General features: G+C 64.8%; 28 protein-coding genes and 2 tRNA genes. 28 read left to right on the plus strand and 2 right to left on the minus strand.

Features of this window, described 5'->3' with window-relative positions; all coding sequences use genetic code 11:
- Positions 1-167: 167 nt before the first annotated feature.
- Positions 168-872, plus strand: a complete 705-nt coding sequence (locus AC1DQJ_RS15050; protein ID WP_477604685.1) for a DUF3313 family protein — start codon at positions 168-170, stop codon at positions 870-872.
- 11 nt (positions 873-883) lie between these two features.
- Here the strand turns inward: AC1DQJ_RS15050 and AC1DQJ_RS15055 are convergent, their stop codons facing one another.
- Together AC1DQJ_RS15055 and rlmB are read right to left on the minus strand one after the other, a co-directional pair.
- Positions 884-1,612, minus strand: coding sequence for a TerC family protein (locus AC1DQJ_RS15055; RefSeq protein ID WP_477604687.1), 729 nt, complete (start codon positions 1,610-1,612; stop codon positions 884-886).
- Between the two features lie 106 nt (positions 1,613-1,718).
- Complete coding sequence (rlmB, locus tag AC1DQJ_RS15060; protein WP_477604689.1) at positions 1,719-2,516, minus strand: 23S rRNA (guanosine(2251)-2'-O)-methyltransferase RlmB; 798 nt, start codon at positions 2,514-2,516, stop codon at positions 1,719-1,721.
- Positions 2,517-2,606: 90 nt separating this feature from the next.
- On the opposite strand from rlmB, the gene AC1DQJ_RS15065 reads away from it, so the two are divergent.
- From AC1DQJ_RS15065 to AC1DQJ_RS15195, 27 genes are all read left to right on the plus strand, one after another.
- A tRNA-Tyr gene (locus AC1DQJ_RS15065) sits at positions 2,607-2,692 on the plus strand.
- Between the two features lie 55 nt (positions 2,693-2,747).
- Positions 2,748-2,821: transfer RNA gene (locus tag AC1DQJ_RS15070), tRNA-Gly, on the plus strand.
- 33 nt (positions 2,822-2,854) lie between these two features.
- Positions 2,855-4,045, plus strand: a complete 1,191-nt coding sequence (gene tuf / locus AC1DQJ_RS15075; protein WP_477604691.1) for an elongation factor Tu — start codon at positions 2,855-2,857, stop codon at positions 4,043-4,045.
- Positions 4,046-4,318: 273 nt separating this feature from the next.
- Positions 4,319-5,149, plus strand: a complete 831-nt coding sequence (locus AC1DQJ_RS15080; RefSeq protein WP_477604693.1) for a GIN domain-containing protein — start codon at positions 4,319-4,321, stop codon at positions 5,147-5,149.
- A gap of 355 nt (positions 5,150-5,504) precedes the next feature.
- A complete protein-coding gene (rpsJ, locus tag AC1DQJ_RS15085) occupies positions 5,505-5,813 on the plus strand; it encodes a 30S ribosomal protein S10 (protein ID WP_110449816.1) in 309 nt (102 codons plus the stop codon).
- A 14-nt stretch (positions 5,814-5,827) separates the two neighbouring features.
- Positions 5,828-6,583: a 50S ribosomal protein L3 gene (gene rplC / locus AC1DQJ_RS15090; RefSeq protein ID WP_477604695.1), complete on the plus strand. Its 756-nt coding sequence runs from the start codon at positions 5,828-5,830 to the stop codon at positions 6,581-6,583.
- Positions 6,583-7,221, plus strand: coding sequence for a 50S ribosomal protein L4 (gene rplD, locus AC1DQJ_RS15095; protein ID WP_477604697.1), 639 nt, complete (start codon positions 6,583-6,585; stop codon positions 7,219-7,221). Before rplC ends, rplD begins: the two co-directional genes overlap by 1 nt.
- Positions 7,221-7,520 carry a 50S ribosomal protein L23 gene (locus AC1DQJ_RS15100; RefSeq protein WP_477604699.1) on the plus strand — a complete coding sequence of 100 codons (300 nt, stop codon included), beginning with the start codon at positions 7,221-7,223 and terminating at the stop codon, positions 7,518-7,520. Before rplD ends, AC1DQJ_RS15100 begins: the two co-directional genes overlap by 1 nt.
- A gap of 4 nt (positions 7,521-7,524) precedes the next feature.
- Positions 7,525-8,361: a 50S ribosomal protein L2 gene (gene rplB / locus AC1DQJ_RS15105; protein WP_477604701.1), complete on the plus strand. Its 837-nt coding sequence runs from the start codon at positions 7,525-7,527 to the stop codon at positions 8,359-8,361.
- A gap of 4 nt (positions 8,362-8,365) precedes the next feature.
- The gene (gene rpsS / locus AC1DQJ_RS15110) at positions 8,366-8,644 is read left to right on the plus strand and encodes a 30S ribosomal protein S19 (protein ID WP_477604703.1); all 279 of its coding nucleotides are present in this window, start codon (positions 8,366-8,368) and stop codon (positions 8,642-8,644) included.
- Positions 8,645-8,646: 2 nt separating this feature from the next.
- Positions 8,647-9,027 carry a 50S ribosomal protein L22 gene (gene rplV, locus AC1DQJ_RS15115; RefSeq protein WP_056018081.1) on the plus strand — a complete coding sequence of 127 codons (381 nt, stop codon included), beginning with the start codon at positions 8,647-8,649 and terminating at the stop codon, positions 9,025-9,027.
- On the plus strand, positions 9,027-9,782 hold the full coding sequence (gene rpsC, locus AC1DQJ_RS15120; protein WP_477604705.1) for a 30S ribosomal protein S3: 756 nt from the start codon (positions 9,027-9,029) through the stop codon (positions 9,780-9,782). The genes rplV and rpsC overlap by 1 nt, the downstream gene beginning before the upstream one ends.
- 9 nt (positions 9,783-9,791) lie before the next feature.
- The gene (gene rplP, locus AC1DQJ_RS15125; RefSeq protein ID WP_312167004.1) at positions 9,792-10,220 is read left to right on the plus strand and encodes a 50S ribosomal protein L16; all 429 of its coding nucleotides are present in this window, start codon (positions 9,792-9,794) and stop codon (positions 10,218-10,220) included.
- On the plus strand, positions 10,220-10,414 hold the full coding sequence (gene rpmC / locus AC1DQJ_RS15130; protein ID WP_056018086.1) for a 50S ribosomal protein L29: 195 nt from the start codon (positions 10,220-10,222) through the stop codon (positions 10,412-10,414). The genes rplP and rpmC overlap by 1 nt, the downstream gene beginning before the upstream one ends.
- Before the next feature lie 13 nt (positions 10,415-10,427).
- On the plus strand, positions 10,428-10,679 hold the full coding sequence (rpsQ, locus tag AC1DQJ_RS15135; protein ID WP_477604708.1) for a 30S ribosomal protein S17: 252 nt from the start codon (positions 10,428-10,430) through the stop codon (positions 10,677-10,679).
- Between the two features lie 15 nt (positions 10,680-10,694).
- Entirely contained in the window at positions 10,695-11,063 is a 369-nt protein-coding gene (rplN, locus tag AC1DQJ_RS15140; RefSeq protein WP_056018090.1) for a 50S ribosomal protein L14, read from the plus strand.
- Positions 11,063-11,377 (plus strand): 50S ribosomal protein L24, encoded by a 315-nt coding sequence (rplX, locus tag AC1DQJ_RS15145; RefSeq protein WP_477604710.1) that lies wholly within the window; start codon positions 11,063-11,065, stop codon positions 11,375-11,377. The genes rplN and rplX overlap by 1 nt, the downstream gene beginning before the upstream one ends.
- On the plus strand, positions 11,370-11,930 hold the full coding sequence (rplE, locus tag AC1DQJ_RS15150; RefSeq protein WP_477604712.1) for a 50S ribosomal protein L5: 561 nt from the start codon (positions 11,370-11,372) through the stop codon (positions 11,928-11,930). The genes rplX and rplE overlap by 8 nt, the downstream gene beginning before the upstream one ends.
- Before the next feature lie 20 nt (positions 11,931-11,950).
- Positions 11,951-12,256 (plus strand): 30S ribosomal protein S14, encoded by a 306-nt coding sequence (gene rpsN / locus AC1DQJ_RS15155; protein ID WP_477604714.1) that lies wholly within the window; start codon positions 11,951-11,953, stop codon positions 12,254-12,256.
- 10 nt (positions 12,257-12,266) lie between these two features.
- Positions 12,267-12,662, plus strand: a complete 396-nt coding sequence (rpsH, locus tag AC1DQJ_RS15160) for a 30S ribosomal protein S8 (protein WP_477604716.1) — start codon at positions 12,267-12,269, stop codon at positions 12,660-12,662.
- Position 12,663: 1 nt separating this feature from the next.
- Positions 12,664-13,197, plus strand: a complete 534-nt coding sequence (rplF, locus tag AC1DQJ_RS15165; protein ID WP_477604718.1) for a 50S ribosomal protein L6 — start codon at positions 12,664-12,666, stop codon at positions 13,195-13,197.
- Positions 13,198-13,200: 3 nt separating this feature from the next.
- Complete coding sequence (rplR, locus tag AC1DQJ_RS15170) at positions 13,201-13,554, plus strand: 50S ribosomal protein L18 (protein WP_477604720.1); 354 nt, start codon at positions 13,201-13,203, stop codon at positions 13,552-13,554.
- 10 nt (positions 13,555-13,564) lie between these two features.
- Entirely contained in the window at positions 13,565-14,173 is a 609-nt protein-coding gene (rpsE, locus tag AC1DQJ_RS15175) for a 30S ribosomal protein S5 (RefSeq protein ID WP_477604722.1), read from the plus strand.
- Positions 14,174-14,176: 3 nt separating this feature from the next.
- Positions 14,177-14,356, plus strand: a complete 180-nt coding sequence (rpmD, locus tag AC1DQJ_RS15180; protein WP_477604724.1) for a 50S ribosomal protein L30 — start codon at positions 14,177-14,179, stop codon at positions 14,354-14,356.
- A gap of 134 nt (positions 14,357-14,490) precedes the next feature.
- Positions 14,491-14,976, plus strand: coding sequence for a 50S ribosomal protein L15 (rplO, locus tag AC1DQJ_RS15185; RefSeq protein ID WP_477604726.1), 486 nt, complete (start codon positions 14,491-14,493; stop codon positions 14,974-14,976).
- Positions 14,977-15,133: 157 nt separating this feature from the next.
- Positions 15,134-16,483: a preprotein translocase subunit SecY gene (gene secY / locus AC1DQJ_RS15190; protein ID WP_477604728.1), complete on the plus strand. Its 1,350-nt coding sequence runs from the start codon at positions 15,134-15,136 to the stop codon at positions 16,481-16,483.
- Between the two features lie 47 nt (positions 16,484-16,530).
- A complete protein-coding gene (locus tag AC1DQJ_RS15195) occupies positions 16,531-17,094 on the plus strand; it encodes an adenylate kinase (protein ID WP_477604730.1) in 564 nt (187 codons plus the stop codon).
- Positions 17,095-17,222 lie beyond the last annotated feature (128 nt).

The raw sequence follows: 17,222 nt of genomic DNA on the forward strand, positions 1-17,222 counted from the left end.
CGAAATCAGCGACGCGGTTCACCCATTAACCAAAGGCCCGCAAAGCCTTGCGTTGCAACGGGTGTGGATGGGTCGGCGTCGCGCGACGTGGAGGTCGGGTGAACACCTGATAGGCGCCGCGGGGCGGTGGTCCATGCTTGCGCCGATCCGATCGGAGGAACCCGGATATGATCGGCAAGACCCTTGCTCTACTTATGGTCGGCGTGAGCCTGGCGGCGACCCCGGCCGCGGCGGCCCCGGCGGGACCGCCCGAAACCTGGGACAATCTGGTCAAGGCGCCGTCGAAACGGCTGCAGGCCGTCTACCTGCTGCCGGGCGCGGACTTTCGTCCCTACACCAAGGTGATGTTGGACCCGACCGAGGTCGCGTTCGCCAAGAACTGGATGCGGGACATGAACGATGGCTCGGCCGACCCGCTGCGCGGCCAGGTCCGCGACAAGGACGCCGAGGCGATCGCCGACGAGGTGCGCAAGGGCGTGCCCGAGGTGTTCGCCAAGGCCTATGCGGGCGCCGGCTATCAGGTGGTGACGGCGCCGGGCCCGGACGTGATCCGCGTCAAGGCCAGCGTGGCCAACCTCTATGTCGCCGCGCCGAAGCCGAAGACTGAGGACTATCGCCGCGTCTACGCCGTGGACGCCGGGCAGGCGACCTTGGTGCTGGAGGCGCGGGACTCGCTGACCGGCGCCGTGCTTGGGCGCGCGCTCGACCGCCGCGACGTGGAGGGTGTGGAGTCGATGCCGCGATCGACGATCAGCAACCGCTCCGATTTCACCCAGCTGTTCGACGAGTGGGCCAAGAAGAGCATCGACGGAATGGCCGAGCTCAAGAGCCTGTCGCCGATCGACGCTCAGGGCATGAGCGCCAAGCGCTAGCGCGTTGCTGATCAGTGAGCCGGGGCGGGGGCCTGCGGCTCGATCTGCATGAAGCTGGGCACGGCGGCATTGTAGGAGGCGGTGAGGCCGAGATCGCGGACCACGTCGTGATGGCCTTGCCACATCATGTGCACGGCCACGTAGAGCACGATGGCCAGGCCGATGTAGCCGATCCAGCGGTAGCGGTGCAGCAGGCGGGCGATGAAGCTGGCGGCCACGCCCATCAGGGCGATGGAGAGCAGCAGGCCGAAGACCAGAATGGCCGGATGCTCGCGCGCCGCGCCGGCGACAGCCAGCACGTTGTCGAGCGACATCGACAGGTCGGCGATCAGAATCTGAGTGAAGGCCGCGCCGAAGGTCTTCGGCTGGCGGGCGGCGATCGCGCTGTTGGGCTCGGTGGAGGGATCGGAGTCCATCACCGCGCCGGCAACGGCTTCCTCGGGCGCGGCCTGCTCACGCAGTTCGCGCCACATCTTCCAGCAGACCCAAAGCAGCAGCAGGCCGCCGGCGAACAGCAGGCCGACGACGCCGAGCAATTGGGCGGTGATCAGCGCAAAGCCGATCCGCATGGTCACGGCGGCGGCCAGACCCCAGAGGATCGCCTTGCGCCGTTGCTCCGGCGGCAGGCCAGCCGCCGCAAGGCCGACGGCCACGGCGTTGTCCCCGGCCAACACCAGGTCGATCATCAGGACGGAGAACAGGGCGGCGAACGCGCCGGGCGCAAAGAGACTTTCGATCATCATGCCCTGAATGCGACAGCCGCTGCGTCGCCGCAACCGCTTAGCAGCATTGCCAGTCCACTTTTCAGCGCTGCCGCTCTCTAGCTATCGGTACTGTGGCGCCAGCTCACCCGCGCGGGCGGCTGGCCTCATAAAGCGCGACGGCGGCGGCGGCCGAAACATTGAGGCTCTCAAAGCCGCCCGGCATCGCGATCTTGGCCAATTCGTCGCAGTGCTCGGAGACCAGTCGGCGCAGGCCTTCGCCCTCGGATCCCAGCACCAGGATCGTCGGGCCGCCGTCCAGGGCCTGATCAAGATAGGTGTCGGTATGGCCATCGAGGCCGATCGCCCGCCAGCCCAGTTCGGCCAGCGTCTCCAGCGCGCGGGACAGATTGACCACGTGGGCGGTGGGAATCTTGTCGACCGCGCCGACCGCCGCCTTGGCCAGGGCGCCGGTCAGCTTGGGCGCGTGGCGGTCCTGCAGGATGACGCCGCTGGCCCCGAAGGCGGCGGCCGAACGCAGGATGGCGCCGACGTTCTGCGGGTCGGTCACCTGGTCGAGCATCAGCAGCACGCCGCCACGCTTGGCCTCGAAGTCCTCGAGCGCCACGGAGTCGAGCAGCGGGATGCGCAGGGCGATCCCCTGGTGCACGGCGCCCTGGGGAAGAATCTGGCTGATCGCGACGCCTTCGACGACTTCGAGCGTCTTGGGTCGGCCGAATCTCGATTCGAGCTCCTTGGCCCGGTCGGCGGTGGCCAGAAGGCGGATCGGGGCGCCCCTTTTGCGATTGTCGAGCGCGGCTGCAACCGCGTGCCAGCCCCACAGCCAATCGTCCGAAGCGTTGTCTGGCTTGCGGTTGAAGGGTTTTGAACCCGATTTTCGCGGACCTTTCCAGGGCGCGTTGCGTTCACGAGGGGAGGACACTATAAGACGCGCTCCAAATTGGGGGCCGGACAGGTTCTTCGCTCAGGCGCAGACCTAATGTCCAGGCTTCTGATCTGGCTCCGAGCGCGCGGGGGAATGTCCCGAGCGGCAAAGGGGGCGGACTGTAAATCCGCTGGCGTACGCCTTCGCAGGTTCGAGTCCTGCTTCCCCCACCACGCGTCGGAGCGTGACTTTTAAGGAGACTGGCGCGACCCCGCGCATCCTTCAGCGGCGGGTATAGCACAATGGTAGTGCAGCAGCCTTCCAAGCTGAGGATGCGGGTTCGATTCCCGCTACCCGCTCCAACCTTTTAGAATTTCAACGCCGGCAGGACCCCGATGGCCAAGGAAAAGTTCGAACGCAATAAGCCGCACTGCAACATCGGCACCATTGGTCACGTCGACCATGGCAAGACGACGCTGACGGCCGCGATCACCCTGACGCTGGCGAAGACCGGCGGCGCGAAGGCGATGAACTACGCCGACATCGACGCTGCGCCGGAAGAGAAGGCCCGCGGCATCACCATCAACACCGCGCACGTGGAATACGAGACGCCGAACCGTCACTACGCCCACGTCGACTGCCCTGGCCACGCCGACTATGTGAAGAACATGATCACCGGCGCGGCGCAGATGGACGGCGCGATCCTGGTGGTGTCGGCCGCTGACGGCCCGATGCCGCAGACCCGCGAGCACATCCTGCTGGCCCGTCAGGTCGGCGTGCCGGCGCTGGTGGTGTTCATGAACAAGGTCGACATGGTCGACGACGCCGAGCTGCTGGACCTGGTGGAAATGGAAGTTCGCGAACTTCTGTCGTCCTACCAGTTCCCGGGCGACGACATCCCGATCGTCAAGGGCTCGGCCCTGGCGGCCGTGGAAGACCGTAACCCGGAAATCGGCGCGGACCGGATCCTCGAGCTGATGACCCAGGTCGACGCCTACATCCCGCAGCCGGAGCGTCCGGTGGACCTGCCGTTCCTGATGCCGGTGGAAGACGTGTTCTCGATCTCGGGCCGCGGCACCGTGGTCACCGGCCGGATCGAAAAGGGCATCGTCAAGGTCGGCGAAGAAGTCGAGATCGTCGGCATCCGTCCGGTCCAGAAGACCACCTGCACCGGCGTCGAGATGTTCCGCAAGCTGCTGGACCAAGGTCAAGCGGGCGACAACGTCGGCGTGCTGCTGCGCGGCACCAAGCGTGAAGACGTCGAACGCGGCCAGGTGCTCTGCAAGCCGGGCTCGATCACCCCGCACACGAAGTTCGTGGCCGAGGCCTACATCCTGACCAAGGAAGAAGGCGGCCGTCACACCCCGTTCTTCACCAACTACCGTCCGCAGTTCTACTTCCGCACCACCGACGTGACGGGGATCATCCGTCTGAAGGAAGGCGTGGAAATGATCATGCCGGGCGACAACGCCGAGCTGGACGTCGAGCTGATCACCCCGATCGCCATGGACCAAGGCCTGCGCTTCGCGATCCGCGAAGGCGGCCGTACGGTCGGCGCCGGCGTCGTGGCCAAGATCGTCGAGTAAGCGATCTAGCCCACGCACTGAAAATGAAGAGGCCGCCGGAGCGATCCGGCGGCCTTTTTGTTTGGGCCTGTTTGGCCACGAACGACACGCATGGGGACGAACTCACCATGGCGGGGAGGGTGCTTCGTGAGAGGCCCATGGATCTCCTGGACGACGGTTTTGTTTGTCCGATCAGTAAGATGACGCCGGGGTCATGACCGCGAATTAAGCTGACCTGTAGGGCCCCGGGTCCTACCGTCCGCTCAGGGTTGTTCATCAAGACGGAGGAGACGAATGCGTCTTCCGATGATTTTCGCGGGACTTGGCGTGGTGCTGGCGGCGGGGACCGCGCAGGCGGCCAGCCCTCGGGTCGAGATCAAGGACGCCGTCGCGCGCGTCACGGTGATCCCCGAGGCCCGCAGCGACATCAAGGTGGAGTTCCTCACCACCAATCCCTCGTTGCCGATGGAGGTTCGCTCGCAGGCGGACAAGGTCATCATAGACGGCGGGCTGGATCACAAGATCCGCAGTTGCAACCGCTCCGGCTCCAACACGAGCGTCCACGTCGAGGGCAAGACCATCCGCTACGCGGACCTGCCCCAGGTGGTGATCCGCACCCCCAAGGACGTCAATATCGAGGCCGGCGGGGCCGTGTTCGGCACGGTCGGCAAGTCGGCCAGCCTGGAGCTCTCCAACGCCGGGTGCGGCGACTGGACGGTGGCCAACGTCGCCGGCGAGATGCGGCTGAACCAGGCCGGCTCCGGTGATACCCAGGCCGGCTCGGCCGGCTCGGCCAAGCTGCGGGTGGCCGGCTCCGGGGACGTGAAGACCCAGGGCGTGGCGGGCTCGCTCGACGTCAATATCGCCGGTTCTGGCGATGTCTGGACCGCTTCGGTGAACGGCCCACTCAGCGTGAAGATCGCCGGCTCGGGCGATGTGAAGGTCGCCGGCGGCCAGGGCGGCGACATGACCGTCTCTGTGGCCGGCTCAGGCGGCGTCGACTTCGGCGGCGCGGCCGACAGCCTAAAGGCCCGCATCGCCGGCTCCGGCGACGTCCGGGTCAAGGCCGTGAAGGGCGAGGTCTCCAAGGCCATTGTGGGCTCGGGAGCCGTCACCATCGGCTAGGGGAGGGGCGCCGCCGCGGCGTCTGCGGCGGGCGCACAATTTCTCGTTCGCGGCGTCGCGGCCCTAGGGGCTTCCTACTCTTGACGCCGACGAGTCACCCACGTATAGACGCGCCTCCTGTTGGACCGGCTGTGTGCTTCGAAGTGATTTGAAGCACAGACGCGGTTCGCAGAACGGCCCGAAAACCGGCGGAAGTCGGGGCTTCGGGACAGGGCCCACGCGAACTGTTCGCGCGGGCTCACGTCGTTTTTGCGGACTTACGCGTACGAGCGTCTCTCGAGACGTTCGGGTTGGTCTTTGAAATGGTCAATGTCACGCGGACGTTCGTCGTCTGTAGGGGAAACTAAAGAGCGATATGGATCGTCAGAACATCCGCATCCGGCTCAAAGCCTTCGATCACCGCGTGCTGGACCATTCCACACGCGAGATCGTCAATACGGCTAAGCGCACCGGCGCGACCGTCCGGGGGCCCATCCCCCTGCCGACGCAAATCGAAAAATTCACCGTCAACCGTTCGCCGCACATCGACAAGAAGTCGCGCGAGCAGTTCGAAATCCGCACGCATAAGCGCGTGCTCGATATCGTCGACCCGACCCCGCAGACTGTGGACGCGCTGATGAAGCTCGACCTGTCGGCTGGTGTCGACGTCGAGATCAAGCTGTAAGAGGGGATCGGTCGATGCGTACCGGCGTGATCGCCAAGAAACTGGGCATGGCGCGCTTCTTCGATGAAGCTGGCGTCCACGTGCCGGTGACCGTGCTCAGCCTCGACGGCTGCCAGGTCACGGGCCAACGCACCCAGGACAAGGACGGCTATGTGGCTCTCCAGCTCGGCGCTGGGGCCAAGAAGGCCAAAAACACTTCGAAGGCCATGCGCGGCCACTTCGCCAAGGCTGAAGTCGAGCCGAAGCGCGAAGTCGCGGAATTCCGCGTCACCGAAGAAAACCTGATCGAAGTCGGCGCGGAGTTCACCGCTGACCACTTCGTCGCCGGCCAGAAGGTCGACGTCACCGGCCTCACCGTCGGTAAGGGTTTCGCCGGCGCCATGAAGCGCTGGAACTTCGGCGGGATGCGCGCGACCCACGGCGTCTCGGTCTCGCACCGGGCCCATGGTTCGACTGGTAACCGCCAGGATCCGGGCAAGACCTTCAAGAACAAGAAGATGGCTGGCCATCTCGGCCAAGAGACCGTCACCACTCTCAACGTCACCGTCTGGAAGGTGGACGCCGAGCGTGGCCTGATCCTCGTGAAGGGCTCCGTGCCCGGCACCGAGGGGACCTACGTGAAGATCCGCGACGCGGTGAAGTCGGCTCGTCCGGCTGAAGCCCCGATCCCGGGCGGCTTCCGTAAGGCTGGCCAAGCTGCTGCTGCTCCGGCCGCCGAGACGCCTGCGGTGGAAGAGGCTCCGGCCGAAGCTGGGGGCGAAGAACAGTAATGAAACTCGACGTCATCAAACTTGACGGCGCCAAGGGCGGTTCGATCGAACTGTCCGACGCCGTGTTCGGCATCGACGAGATCCGTGGCGACATCCTGCAGCGCATGGTGACTTGGCAGCTCGCCAAGCGCCGCTCGGGCAACCACAAGATCCAGGTCCGCAACGAGGTCTCTCGTACGGGCAAGAAGATGTACAAGCAGAAGGGCACCGGCGGCGCTCGTCACGGCTCGCGTCGTGCGGCTCAGTTCGTCGGCGGCGCCAAGGCTCACGGCCCGGTCGTGCGCAGCCACGCCTTCGACCTGACCAAGAAGTTCCGCGCCCTGGCCCTGCGCCATGCGCTGTCCTCGAAGGTCAAGTCGGGCTCGCTGGTTGTCGTCGACACCGTCGCCCTGACCGAGGTGAAGACCTCGGCCCTGCGCGCGAACTTCGACAAGATCGGCCTGAAGAACGCGCTGGTGATCGCCGGCGCCGAAGTCGACGCGAACTTCGCGATGGCCGCTCGCAACATCCCGAACGTGGACGTGCTGCCGAACGCCGGCCTGAACGTCTACGACGTGCTGCGTCGCCACACCCTGGTCCTGACCAAGGACGCGGTCGAAGCGATCAACGCACGCTTTGCTGAGAAGGAAGCCGCGTAATGGCCGACCCCGTCGCCCGCCACTACGACGCGATCCTGTCGCCGGTGATCACGGAAAAGGCCACGCTGCTCTCCGAGCAGAACAAGGTGGTCTTCCGCGTCGCCCAGGACGCGACCAAGGACGAAATCGCCGCCGCTGTCGAAGCGCTGTTCAAAGTCAACGTCACCAAGGTCAACACCCTGGTGGTCAAGGGCAAGACCAAGCGCTTCCGCGGCCGTCCGGGTCGTCGCTCCGACGTCAAGAAAGCTGTCGTGACCCTGGCCGAAGGCCAGTCCATCGACATCACCACGGGGCTCTAGTCCGATGGCTCTGAAGCAATTCAAACCGACCTCGCCCGGCCGTCGCGGCCTCGTGCTGGTCGACCGTTCCGAGCTGCACAAAGGCGGCCCGATCAAGTCGCTCGTCGAAGGCCTGACCAAGTCGGGCGGCCGGGGCGGCGGTGGCCGTATCGCCGTCCGCTTCCGCGGCGGCGGCGCCAAGCGCCTGTACCGCAAGGTCGACTTCAAGCGTCGCAAGTTCGACGTGCCGGCCACGGTTCAGCGTCTCGAGTACGACCCGAACCGCACGGCGTTCATCGCCCTCATCAAGTATGAGGACGGCGAACTGGCCTACATCCTGGCCCCGCAACGCCTGAAGGCCGGTGATGTCGTCATCGCCGCCGAGAAGGCCGACGTGAAGCCGGGTAACGCCATGCCGCTGCGCGGCATGCCGATCGGCACCATCATCCACAACATCGAGCTGAAGCCCCTGAAGGGCGGCCAGCTGGCCCGCTCGGCTGGCGCCTACGCCCAGTTGGTCGGCCGCGACGCCGGCTACGCCCAGATCCGTCTGGGCTCGGGCGAGCTGCGGATGGTGCAGGACACCTGCATGGCCACCGTCGGCGCCGTGTCGAACCAGGACCACATGAACCAGGTCCTTGGTAAGGCCGGCCGCACGCGCCACATGGGCTTCCGCCCCCACGTCCGCGGCGTCGTCATGAACCCGGTCGATCACCCGCACGGCGGCGGCGAAGGCCGCACCTCGGGCGGTCGCCACCCGGTCACCCCCTGGGGCAAGCCGACCAAGGGCTCGAAGACCCGCTCTAACAAGACGACGGATAAGTACATCATCCGTTCTCGCCACGCTCGGAAGGCTCGCTAAGCCCATGACCCGTTCTGTCTGGAAAGGTCCGTTCGTCGACGGATACCTCCTTAAGAAGGCTGACAACGCTCAGTCTTCGGGCCGCAAGGACGTCATCAAGACCTGGTCGCGCCGCTCGACCATCATGCCGCAGTTCGTCGGCCTGACGTTCGGCGTTCACAACGGTCAAAAGCACGTGCCCGTGCTGGTCAGCGAAGACATGGTCGGCATGAAGCTCGGTGAGTTCGCCCCGACCCGGTACTTCCCTGGCCACGCGGCCGACAAGAAGGCCAAGAGGAAGTAACCATGGCAAAGCAAGCTAAAGCGCGCCGTTTGACCGGCGTTGAGGCGATGGCCAAGGTCACGACCCTGCGCACCAGCCCGCGTAAGCTGAACCTAGTGGCTCAGTCGATCCGCGGCCTGAAGGTGCAACGCGCCCTCAACGAGCTGGAGTTCAGCCACAAGCGCATCGCTCGCGATGTGCGCAAGGCGCTCTACTCGGCCATCTCGAACGCCGAAAACAACCACAACCTCGACATCGACAACCTGGTCGTCGCCGAGGCCTTCGTGGGCAAGAACCTGGTGATGAAGCGCTTCGCCGCCCGCGCTCGCGGCCGCGCTTCGCGCATCGAAAAGCCGTTCAGCGAGATCACCATCGTGGTCCGCGAATTGGGTGAGGCCGCCTGATGGGTCAAAAAGTCAATCCGGTCGGGCTTCGCCTCGGCATCAACCGCACGTGGGACTCGCGTTGGTTCGCCAAGAAGGCGGACTACGGCAAGCTCCTGCATGAGGACCTCAAGATCCGTAAGCAGCTGAAGAAGCGCCTGTATCAAGCCGGCGTTTCGCGGATCATCATTGAGCGTCCCCACAAGAAGTGCCGCATCACCATCTATGCCGCGCGCCCTGGCGTGATCATCGGCAAGAAGGGTGCGGACATCGACAAGCTGCGCAAGGACGTTGCGGCGATCACGGAAGGCGAAGTTCACCTGAACATCGTCGAAATCCGTAAGCCGGAAACCGACGCCCAGCTGGTGGCCGAGAACATCGCCCAGCAGCTCGAGCGCCGCGTCGCCTTCCGTCGCGCCATGAAGCGTTCGCTGCAAAGCGCGATGCGTCTGGGCGCGAAGGGCATGCGTATCGAAGTGGCCGGCCGTCTGGGCGGCGCCGAAATCGCCCGTACCGAATCGTACCACGAGGGTCGCGTTCCGCGTCACACCCTGCGGGCCGACATCGACTACGGCGTGACCGAAGCTTCGACCACCTACGGCATCATCGGCGTCAAGGTGTGGGTCTTCAAGGGCGAGGTCCTCGACCACGACCCGATGGCTCTCGACAAGCGCCTGGCCACCGAATCCGGCCCGGCCGGCGAGGGCGGCGGCCGTGATCGCGACCGTGGTGACCGCGGCCCGCGCCGTGACCGCCGTGAGCAAGCTGGAGCCTAAGGTAGAGCCATGCTGTCTCCGAAGAAAACCAAGTACCGTAAGCAGTTCAAGGGCAAGATCCACGGAACGGCCAAGGGCGGCTTCTCGCTGAACTTTGGTTCCTATGGTCTGAAGTCCGTCGAACCGGAACGCATCACCGCTCGTCAGATCGAAGCGGCTCGTCGGGCAATCACTCGCCAGATGAAGCGCCAAGGCCGCGTGTGGATCCGGATCTTCCCGGACGTGCCGGTCACCGACAAGCCGGCCGAAGTGCGGATGGGTAAGGGCAAGGGCGCGGTCGAGTACTGGGCCGCGCGCGTTCACCCGGGCCGCATCATGTTTGAAATCGACGGCGTGCCGGACGATGTCGCCCGTGAAGCCCTGCGCCTCGGCGCTGCCAAGCTTCCGGTCAAGACCCGCATCGTCACCCGCATCGACGCCGCCGTGGAGCACGCGTGATGAAAATCGACGATATCCGGGGCATGACGCCCGACCAACTCGGCGAAGCTCTGCTGAACCTGAAGAAGGAGCAGTTCAACCTGCGCTTCCAGGCGGCGACGGGCCAGGTCGAGAAGACCCACCGTGTGGACGAAGTCCGCAAGGACATCGCGCGGATCAAGACCGTCCTGCGTTCCAAGCAGACCGCGGCCTAAGGAGACAACGAACATGCCGAAGCGAATTCTCGAAGGCGTCGTCGTCTCGGACAAGGGCGACAAGACGATCGTGGTGAAGGTCGAGCGTACCTTCCTGCATCCGGTGCTGAAGAAGACCGTCCGTCGGTCGAAGAAGTACCACGCCCATGACGAGGCCAACGTCTACAAGGCCGGCGACATCGCCCGCATCATCGAATGCGCGCCGAAGTCCAAAACCAAGACCTGGGAAGCGCTGCCGAAGGGCGCCACCCAGCAAGCCTCTTAAAGAAAGTCTCATCCCATGATTCAGATGCAGACTAACCTCGAGGTCGCCGACAATTCCGGCGCCCGTCGTGTGATGTGCATCAAGGTGCTTGGCGGCGCTGGTCGTCGCTACGCCGGTGTTGGCGACAAGATTGTCGTCTCTGTGAAAGAAGCCATCCCGCGCGGTCGCGTGAAGAAGGGTGACGTGCTGCAGGCGATCGTCGTGCGCACGTCCTCGGCGATCAAGCGCAAGGATGGTTCGGTGATCCGTTTTGACAAAAACGCCGCCGTCATCGTGAACAAGCAATCCGAGCCGATCGGCACGCGGATCTTTGGCCCGGTTCCCCGTGAACTGCGCGCGAAGAACCACATGAAGATCATTTCGCTCGCCCCCGAGGTGCTGTGATGGCTGCGAAGATCAAGAAGGGCGACCGCGTTGTCGTCCTCACGGGCAAGGACAAGGGCCGTCAAGGCGCCGTCCTGCGCGTGCTGCCCAAGGAAGACCGCGTCGTCGTGGAAGGCCTGAACCTGGTTCAGCGTCACACCCGTCCGACGCAGACGGATCCGCAAGGCGGCATCAAGAGCAAGGAAGCGGCGCTCCACATCTCGAATGTGGCGATCGTCGACTCCAAGGGTAAGCCGACCCGCGTCGGCTTCCGGGTCGAAGGCGACAAGAAGGTCCGTGTCGCCAAGACGACCGGTGAGGTGATCAATGGCTGAGCAAGCTTACGAACCCCGGCTTAAGTCCGAATATCGCCAGCGCATCCGCGCGGCGATGAAGGAACAGTTCGGCTACTCGAACGAAATGCAGATCCCCAAGCTGGACAAGATCGTCCTGAACATGGGCATCGGCGAAGCCGTGACCGACTCCAAGAAGGTGCAAGCCGCGATCGCCGATCTGACCAAGATCGCTGGTCAGAAGCCGGTCGCCACCAAGGCCCGTAACTCCATCGCCGGCTTCAAGCTGCGCGAAGGCATGGTGGTCGGCGCGAAGGTCACTCTTCGCAAGGACCGCATGTACGAGTTCCTGGACCGTCTGATCACGATCGCTCTGCCGCGCGTGAAGGACTTCCGGGGCCTGAAGCCCACCTCGTTCGACGGTCGTGGCAACTACGCCATGGGTCTGAAGGAACACATCGTGTTCCCGGAGATCAACTACGACCAGATCGATCAGATGTGGGGCATGGACATCATCGTCGCCACGACTGCGAAGACCGACGAAGAAGCGCGTCAGCTTCTCCGGGAATTCCAGTTCCCGTTCGTTCAAGCGTAACGGCGGGAAGGAAAGAACAAATGGCCAAGAAAAGCGCTGTCAATCGCAACGAGATGGTCCGCAAGCTGGTGAAGCAATTCGCCGCGAAGCGTGAAGCCCTCAAGGCGATCGCCAACGACGAGAGCCTGCCGCTCGAAGAACGCTTCGAAGCCCGGCTGAAGCTCGCCGAACTGCCGCGTAACTCGTCCAAGACCCGCATCCGTAACCGGTGCGAAGTCACGGGCCGTCCGCGCGCCTACTATCGCAAGCTTAAGATGAGCCGGATCGCGCTGCGCGAACTCGGTTCGAACGGCCAGATTCCTGGCCTCGTCAAGTCGAGCTGGTGAGGAGGGTCTCATGGTGAACGACCCCGTTGGCGATATGATCGCCCGCATCAAGAACGCCGCTACCCGCGGCCGTTCCAAGGTTTCCACGCCGGCCTCGAGGATGCGTGCGCGCGTCCTCGACGTGCTCGCCGAGGAAGGCTACATCCGCGGCTATCAACTCGTTCAGAAGCCGGGCGCTTTCCCGGAATTCGAGATCGAGCTGAAGTACTTCGACGGCCAGCCGGTGATCGCTGAGATCCGGCGGATCTCGAAGCCTGGTCGCCGCGTCTATTCGTCGATCAAGGACCTGAAGCCGATCAAGAACGGCCTGGGTATCTCGATCCTGTCGACGCCGAAGGGCGTCATGTCGGACACGGCCGCGCGTGACGCGAACGTGGGCGGCGAAGTCCTGTTGCGGGTCTACTAAGATGTCGCGGATTGGAAAGAAGGCGGTCGCCGTCCCTTCGGGCGTGACGGTGACCATCGACGGCCAGACCGTCACGGTGAAGGGCCCCAAGGGCCAGCTCGCCTGGACCGTGGCCGACGAAATCGAAGTCAAGCAGGAGGGCGCTGAGCTCCTCCTGACCAAGCGGGTCGAAACCACGCGGGCGCAAGCCATGTGGGGTCTTTCGCGCACTCTGGTGGCCAACATGGTCCAGGGCGTGACGGAAGGCTTCGAGAAGACCCTTGAACTGGTCGGCGTTGGTTATCGCGCGGCGATGAAGGGCAATGCGCTCTCCATGCAGCTGGGCTTCAGCCACGACGTGGACGTGCCGCCGCCCGCCGGCGTCACCTTCGCCGTGCCGAAGCAGACCGAGATCAAGATCTCGGGCATCGACAAGCAGGTCGTCGGCGAGATCGCCTCGCAGATCCGTCGCCTGCGTCCGCCGGAGCCCTACAAGGGCAAGGGCGTGCGCTATGCCGGCGAAAAGGTTCGCCGCAAGGAAGGCAAGAAGAAGTAGGCCATGGCTCTTAAACCCCGTGACACCGCCAAGCGCCGCGCTGAGCGCACGCGCATCCGCCTGCGGTCGGTGGCGAATGGTCGGCCGCGTCTGTCGGTCTTCCGCTCGTCCAAGAACATCTACGCCCAGATCATCGATGATGAACGCGGCGTGACCCTGGCCGCCGCCTCCACGCTGGAAGGCGACAAGGCCAAGGGTGCTGACAAGGACGCCGCCGCCCGCGTGGGCGCGCTCGTGGCGCAACGCGCCATCGAAAAGGGTGTCAAGGACGTCGTCTTCGATCGTGGCAGCTATATCTACCACGGCCGGGTGAAAGCCCTGGCCGACGCCGCGCGCGAAGCCGGCCTGAACTTCTAAGGGTACGCTGATGGCTCGTGGAAACGAACAACGTGGCGAAGGCGGCGGTCAGCGTCGCGGTCGTGACCGGGGCGCCCCGCAAGATGAGCGGGTCGATTCCGAAATCGTCGAGAAGCTGGTTCACATCAACCGCGTCGCGGCCACTGTGAAGGGCGGCCGGCGCTTCTCGTTCGCCGCCTTGATGGTGGTGGGCGATCAGAAGGGCCGCGTCGGCTACGGTCATGGCAAGGCGCGTGAAGTGCCGGAAGCCATCCGCAAGGCGACCGAAGAAGCCAAGAAGTCGATGATCCGAGTGCCGCTCCGCGAGAGCCGCACCCTGCACCACGACGGCAACGGCCGTTGGGGCGCTGGCAAGGTCATGGTCCGCTCGGCTCCTCCGGGCACCGGCGTCATCGCCGGCGGTCCGATGCGCGCCGTGCTGGAAACCCTCGGCGTCCAGGACGTCGTCGGCAAGTCGGTCGGCTCGTCGAACCCCTACAACATGGTGCGCGCGACCTTCGAGGCGCTGAAGGCTCAGTCTTCGCCCCGCCAGGTCGCCGCCAAGCGCGGCAAGAAGGTTGCTGACGTGCTGGGCCGCAAGGCCGACAGCGCGGCGGTGGCCGCCGCTGACGGAGAGTAATCCATGGCTAAGGTGACCGTTCGTCAGACGGCGAGCCCCATCCGCCGCAAGAGCGATCAGCGCGCGACCCTCATCGGTCTGGGCCTGAATCGCATCGGCCGCGAGTCGGTCCTTGAAGACACCCCGTCCGTTCGCGGGATGATCGCCAAGGTCCAGCACATGGTGGAAGTGGTCGAAGGCTAAAACGCCTTTCGACTGGACGTTTAGGAGAGGCGGCGCCAAAAGCGTCGCCTCTTCGGCCGTTTCGGCGGCCAAGATTGAAATCAGCCGAGTCTGGACAAGGGTCCGGGCGACAGATCTCCAAGGAGAGGCGTCATATGACTAAGCTCAACGAACTGAGCCCCCGCGAAGGCTCCACCAAGAATCGCATGCGCGTCGGCCGCGGCCCGGGTTCGGGCAAGGGCAAGACCGGCGGTCGCGGTGTGAAGGGCCAGAAGGCGCGCAGCGGCGTCGCCATCAACGGCTTCGAAGGCGGCCAGATGCCGCTCCACATGCGTATGCCGAAGCGCGGCTTCAACAATCCCTTCGCCAAGGAATTCGCCGAAGTGAACCTGTGGCGCCTGGAGCAGGCGATCGCCGCCGGCAAGCTCGACGCCAAGAAGGCCATCGACGGCAAGGCCCTGGTGGCCGCCGGCGTGCTGCGTCGTGAAAAGGACGGCGTGCGTCTGCTGGGCAAGGGCGAACTGAAGTCGAAAATCGACATCACCGTCTATGCGGCCTCGGCCGCGGCCAAGGCCGCCGTCGAAAAGGCCGGCGGCAAGGTCACGACGACCGCTCCGGCCGCCGCCGAAGCCGCCGAATAAGCAAGACGAGCCCCGCTTCGGCGGGGTCCCAAAAGCCGACCATCCGGCGTCGTGTGACGACCTGTCCCGCTCAAAGTGGGGCCGGTCGGATCGACGCCGGATGACAGCGCAGGACGGACGCCCTATTTACGTGCGGTCCTTCAGTCTGGGGTTCTAAATGGCTTCGGCCGCCGAACAGCTCGCCGCAAACATGAACTTCGGCGCCTTCCAAAAGGCGACGGAGCTGCACAAGCGCATCTTGTTCACTCTGGGGGCGCTGATCGCCTACCGGCTCGGGACCTATATCCCGATCCCCGGCATCGATCCGGCCGCCTTCGCACAGGCCTTCGAAGGCCAGTCGAAGGGCATCCTCGGCATGTTCAACATGTTCTCGGGGGGCGCCGTCCAACGGATGGCGATCTTCTCGCTGAACGTGATGCCTTACATCTCGGCTTCGATCATCGTTCAGCTGCTCGGCACGGTTTATCCGCCGTGGGAGAAGCTGCGTAAGGAAGGCGGGGAGGCGGGCCGCAAGACACTCAACCAGTACACCCGCTACCTGACGGTCGTGCTGGCGCTGTTCCAGTCGTTCGCCATCGCCACCGGGCTGCAGAACAGCCCTGGCCTCGTGCTCAATCCGGGCCTGTTCTTCTTGGCCTCGACGGTCGTCACCCTGACTGGTGGCACTCTGTTCCTGATGTGGCTGGGCGAGCAGATCACCAGCCGCGGCGTCGGTAACGGCGTCTCGCTGATCATCTTCGCCGGCATCGTCGCGGTCCTGCCAACCGGGATCTGGCAGATGTTCACGATGACCCGGACCGGCTCGCTGTCGGCGTTCGCGATGTTCGCGATCATCGCCCTGGCCATCGCCGTCGTGTTCGCCATCGTCTTCATGGAGCGCTCGCAGCGCCGCCTGCTGGTGCAGTATCCCAAGCGCCAGCAAGGCAACCGGATGTTCGGCGGCGACACGTCGTTCCTGCCGCTGAAGATCAACACCGCCGGCGTCATCCCGCCGATCTTCGCCTCGTCGCTGCTGCTGCTGCCGACGACCGCGATGGGCTTCCTGGCCACCGCCAACCTGCCGCCCTGGGCGCAATGGCTGCCCGGCCTGGTGGGCCAGCTGCAGCACGGCCAGCCCGCCTTCATGGTGCTGTACGCGCTGCTGATTATCTTCTTCTGCTTCTTCTACACCTCGGTCGTGTTCAATCCCGACGACACCGCCGAGAACCTGCGCAAGTACGGCGGCTTCCTGCCTGGCATCCGGCCCGGCAAGCGGACCGCGGAGTACCTGGACTACGTGCTGACCCGTCTGACGGTGATCGGCGCCGGCTACATCACCCTCGTCTGCCTGATGCCTGAGGCGCTGATCGGCTACTTCAAGGCGCCGTTCTACCTCGGCGGCACCTCGATCCTGATCGTGGTCAGCGTGACGATGGATACGGTGACCCAGATTCAGTCGCACCTGCTCGCGCACCAGTACGAAGGCCTTATCAAGAAATCCAAGCTGCGCGGGGGACGCGCACGCTAAGGAGCGACCGGCCAAAGGGGTGGCCGGGGAGGGGAATTTTTAAAGCGATGAATTTGATTCTGTTCGGCCCGCCGGCGGCGGGGAAGGGCACTCAGGCCAAACGTCTGGTCGAGGGCCGCAAGATGGTCCAGCTCTCCACCGGAGATATGCTGCGCGCCGCGATCGCCTCGGGCTCCGAGCTCGGCAAGCGTGTCGAAGGCGTCATGCAGCGCGGCGAGCTGGTCACCGACGAGATCGTCATCGCGCTTATCGAAGAGCGTCTGCCTGAGGCCGAAGCGGCCGGCGGCGCCATCTTCGACGGGTTCCCGCGGACCCTCGCTCAGGCCGAAGCGCTTGACGCGATGCTGGCCAAGCGCGGGGCGCGAATCGATCTAGTGGTCCGCCTCAAGGTGGACGACGAGCAACTGCTGAAGCGCGTCGCCGGCCGGTTCGCCGAGTCGGGCCGCGCCGACGACAATCCTGAGAGCTTCAAGGTGCGGCTCTCGGCCTACAACGACCAAACCGCGCCGCTGCTGCCCTATTACCAAGGCCAAGGAAAACTGGCCGAGGTGGACGGCATGGGCTCGATCGAAGAAGTGGCTGCTGGAATCGACCAGGCCCTCGAGGCCTGAGACCCAGCACCAAACCGCCCAGCGATTGTTGGAGTCTGAAAACCTTCAGATTCCTGCGATTGCTCCATTGACGGAAACGCAACGTTCCCTATAACGGTGCGCTTCCGCGAAAGGGCGCGAAGGACGTG

It is taken from the genome of Phenylobacterium sp. P4_E10 (genome assembly GCF_056401675.1).

What these genes read in the sequence shown, in the direction of transcription:
- secY (WP_477604728.1), top strand. Translation starts at nt 15,134, where the DNA reads ATGGCTTCGGCCGCCGAACAGCTCGCCGCAAACATGAACTTCGGCGCC.
- rplP (WP_312167004.1), top strand. Translation starts at nt 9,792, where the DNA reads ATGCTGTCTCCGAAGAAAACCAAGTACCGTAAGCAGTTCAAGGGCAAG.
- rplF (WP_477604718.1), top strand. Translation starts at nt 12,664, where the DNA reads ATGTCGCGGATTGGAAAGAAGGCGGTCGCCGTCCCTTCGGGCGTGACG.
- rpsH (WP_477604716.1), top strand. Translation starts at nt 12,267, where the DNA reads ATGGTGAACGACCCCGTTGGCGATATGATCGCCCGCATCAAGAACGCC.
- rpsC (WP_477604705.1), top strand. Translation starts at nt 9,027, where the DNA reads ATGGGTCAAAAAGTCAATCCGGTCGGGCTTCGCCTCGGCATCAACCGC.
- rpmC (WP_056018086.1), top strand. Translation starts at nt 10,220, where the DNA reads ATGAAAATCGACGATATCCGGGGCATGACGCCCGACCAACTCGGCGAA.
- rplR (WP_477604720.1), top strand. Translation starts at nt 13,201, where the DNA reads ATGGCTCTTAAACCCCGTGACACCGCCAAGCGCCGCGCTGAGCGCACG.
- rplC (WP_477604695.1), top strand. Translation starts at nt 5,828, where the DNA reads ATGCGTACCGGCGTGATCGCCAAGAAACTGGGCATGGCGCGCTTCTTC.
- AC1DQJ_RS15080 (WP_477604693.1), top strand. Translation starts at nt 4,319, where the DNA reads ATGCGTCTTCCGATGATTTTCGCGGGACTTGGCGTGGTGCTGGCGGCG.
- tuf (WP_477604691.1), top strand. Translation starts at nt 2,855, where the DNA reads ATGGCCAAGGAAAAGTTCGAACGCAATAAGCCGCACTGCAACATCGGC.
- rpsN (WP_477604714.1), top strand. Translation starts at nt 11,951, where the DNA reads ATGGCCAAGAAAAGCGCTGTCAATCGCAACGAGATGGTCCGCAAGCTG.
- rpsJ (WP_110449816.1), top strand. Translation starts at nt 5,505, where the DNA reads ATGGATCGTCAGAACATCCGCATCCGGCTCAAAGCCTTCGATCACCGC.
- rpsS (WP_477604703.1), top strand. Translation starts at nt 8,366, where the DNA reads ATGACCCGTTCTGTCTGGAAAGGTCCGTTCGTCGACGGATACCTCCTT.
- rplB (WP_477604701.1), top strand. Translation starts at nt 7,525, where the DNA reads ATGGCTCTGAAGCAATTCAAACCGACCTCGCCCGGCCGTCGCGGCCTC.
- rplX (WP_477604710.1), top strand. Translation starts at nt 11,063, where the DNA reads ATGGCTGCGAAGATCAAGAAGGGCGACCGCGTTGTCGTCCTCACGGGC.
- rplV (WP_056018081.1), top strand. Translation starts at nt 8,647, where the DNA reads ATGGCAAAGCAAGCTAAAGCGCGCCGTTTGACCGGCGTTGAGGCGATG.
- rplN (WP_056018090.1), top strand. Translation starts at nt 10,695, where the DNA reads ATGATTCAGATGCAGACTAACCTCGAGGTCGCCGACAATTCCGGCGCC.
- rplO (WP_477604726.1), top strand. Translation starts at nt 14,491, where the DNA reads ATGACTAAGCTCAACGAACTGAGCCCCCGCGAAGGCTCCACCAAGAAT.
- AC1DQJ_RS15055 (WP_477604687.1), bottom strand. Translation starts at nt 1,612, where the DNA reads ATGATCGAAAGTCTCTTTGCGCCCGGCGCGTTCGCCGCCCTGTTCTCC.
- rplD (WP_477604697.1), top strand. Translation starts at nt 6,583, where the DNA reads ATGAAACTCGACGTCATCAAACTTGACGGCGCCAAGGGCGGTTCGATC.
- rpsE (WP_477604722.1), top strand. Translation starts at nt 13,565, where the DNA reads ATGGCTCGTGGAAACGAACAACGTGGCGAAGGCGGCGGTCAGCGTCGC.
- rplE (WP_477604712.1), top strand. Translation starts at nt 11,370, where the DNA reads ATGGCTGAGCAAGCTTACGAACCCCGGCTTAAGTCCGAATATCGCCAG.
- rpsQ (WP_477604708.1), top strand. Translation starts at nt 10,428, where the DNA reads ATGCCGAAGCGAATTCTCGAAGGCGTCGTCGTCTCGGACAAGGGCGAC.
- AC1DQJ_RS15195 (WP_477604730.1), top strand. Translation starts at nt 16,531, where the DNA reads ATGAATTTGATTCTGTTCGGCCCGCCGGCGGCGGGGAAGGGCACTCAG.
- AC1DQJ_RS15100 (WP_477604699.1), top strand. Translation starts at nt 7,221, where the DNA reads ATGGCCGACCCCGTCGCCCGCCACTACGACGCGATCCTGTCGCCGGTG.
- AC1DQJ_RS15050 (WP_477604685.1), top strand. Translation starts at nt 168, where the DNA reads ATGATCGGCAAGACCCTTGCTCTACTTATGGTCGGCGTGAGCCTGGCG.
- rpmD (WP_477604724.1), top strand. Translation starts at nt 14,177, where the DNA reads ATGGCTAAGGTGACCGTTCGTCAGACGGCGAGCCCCATCCGCCGCAAG.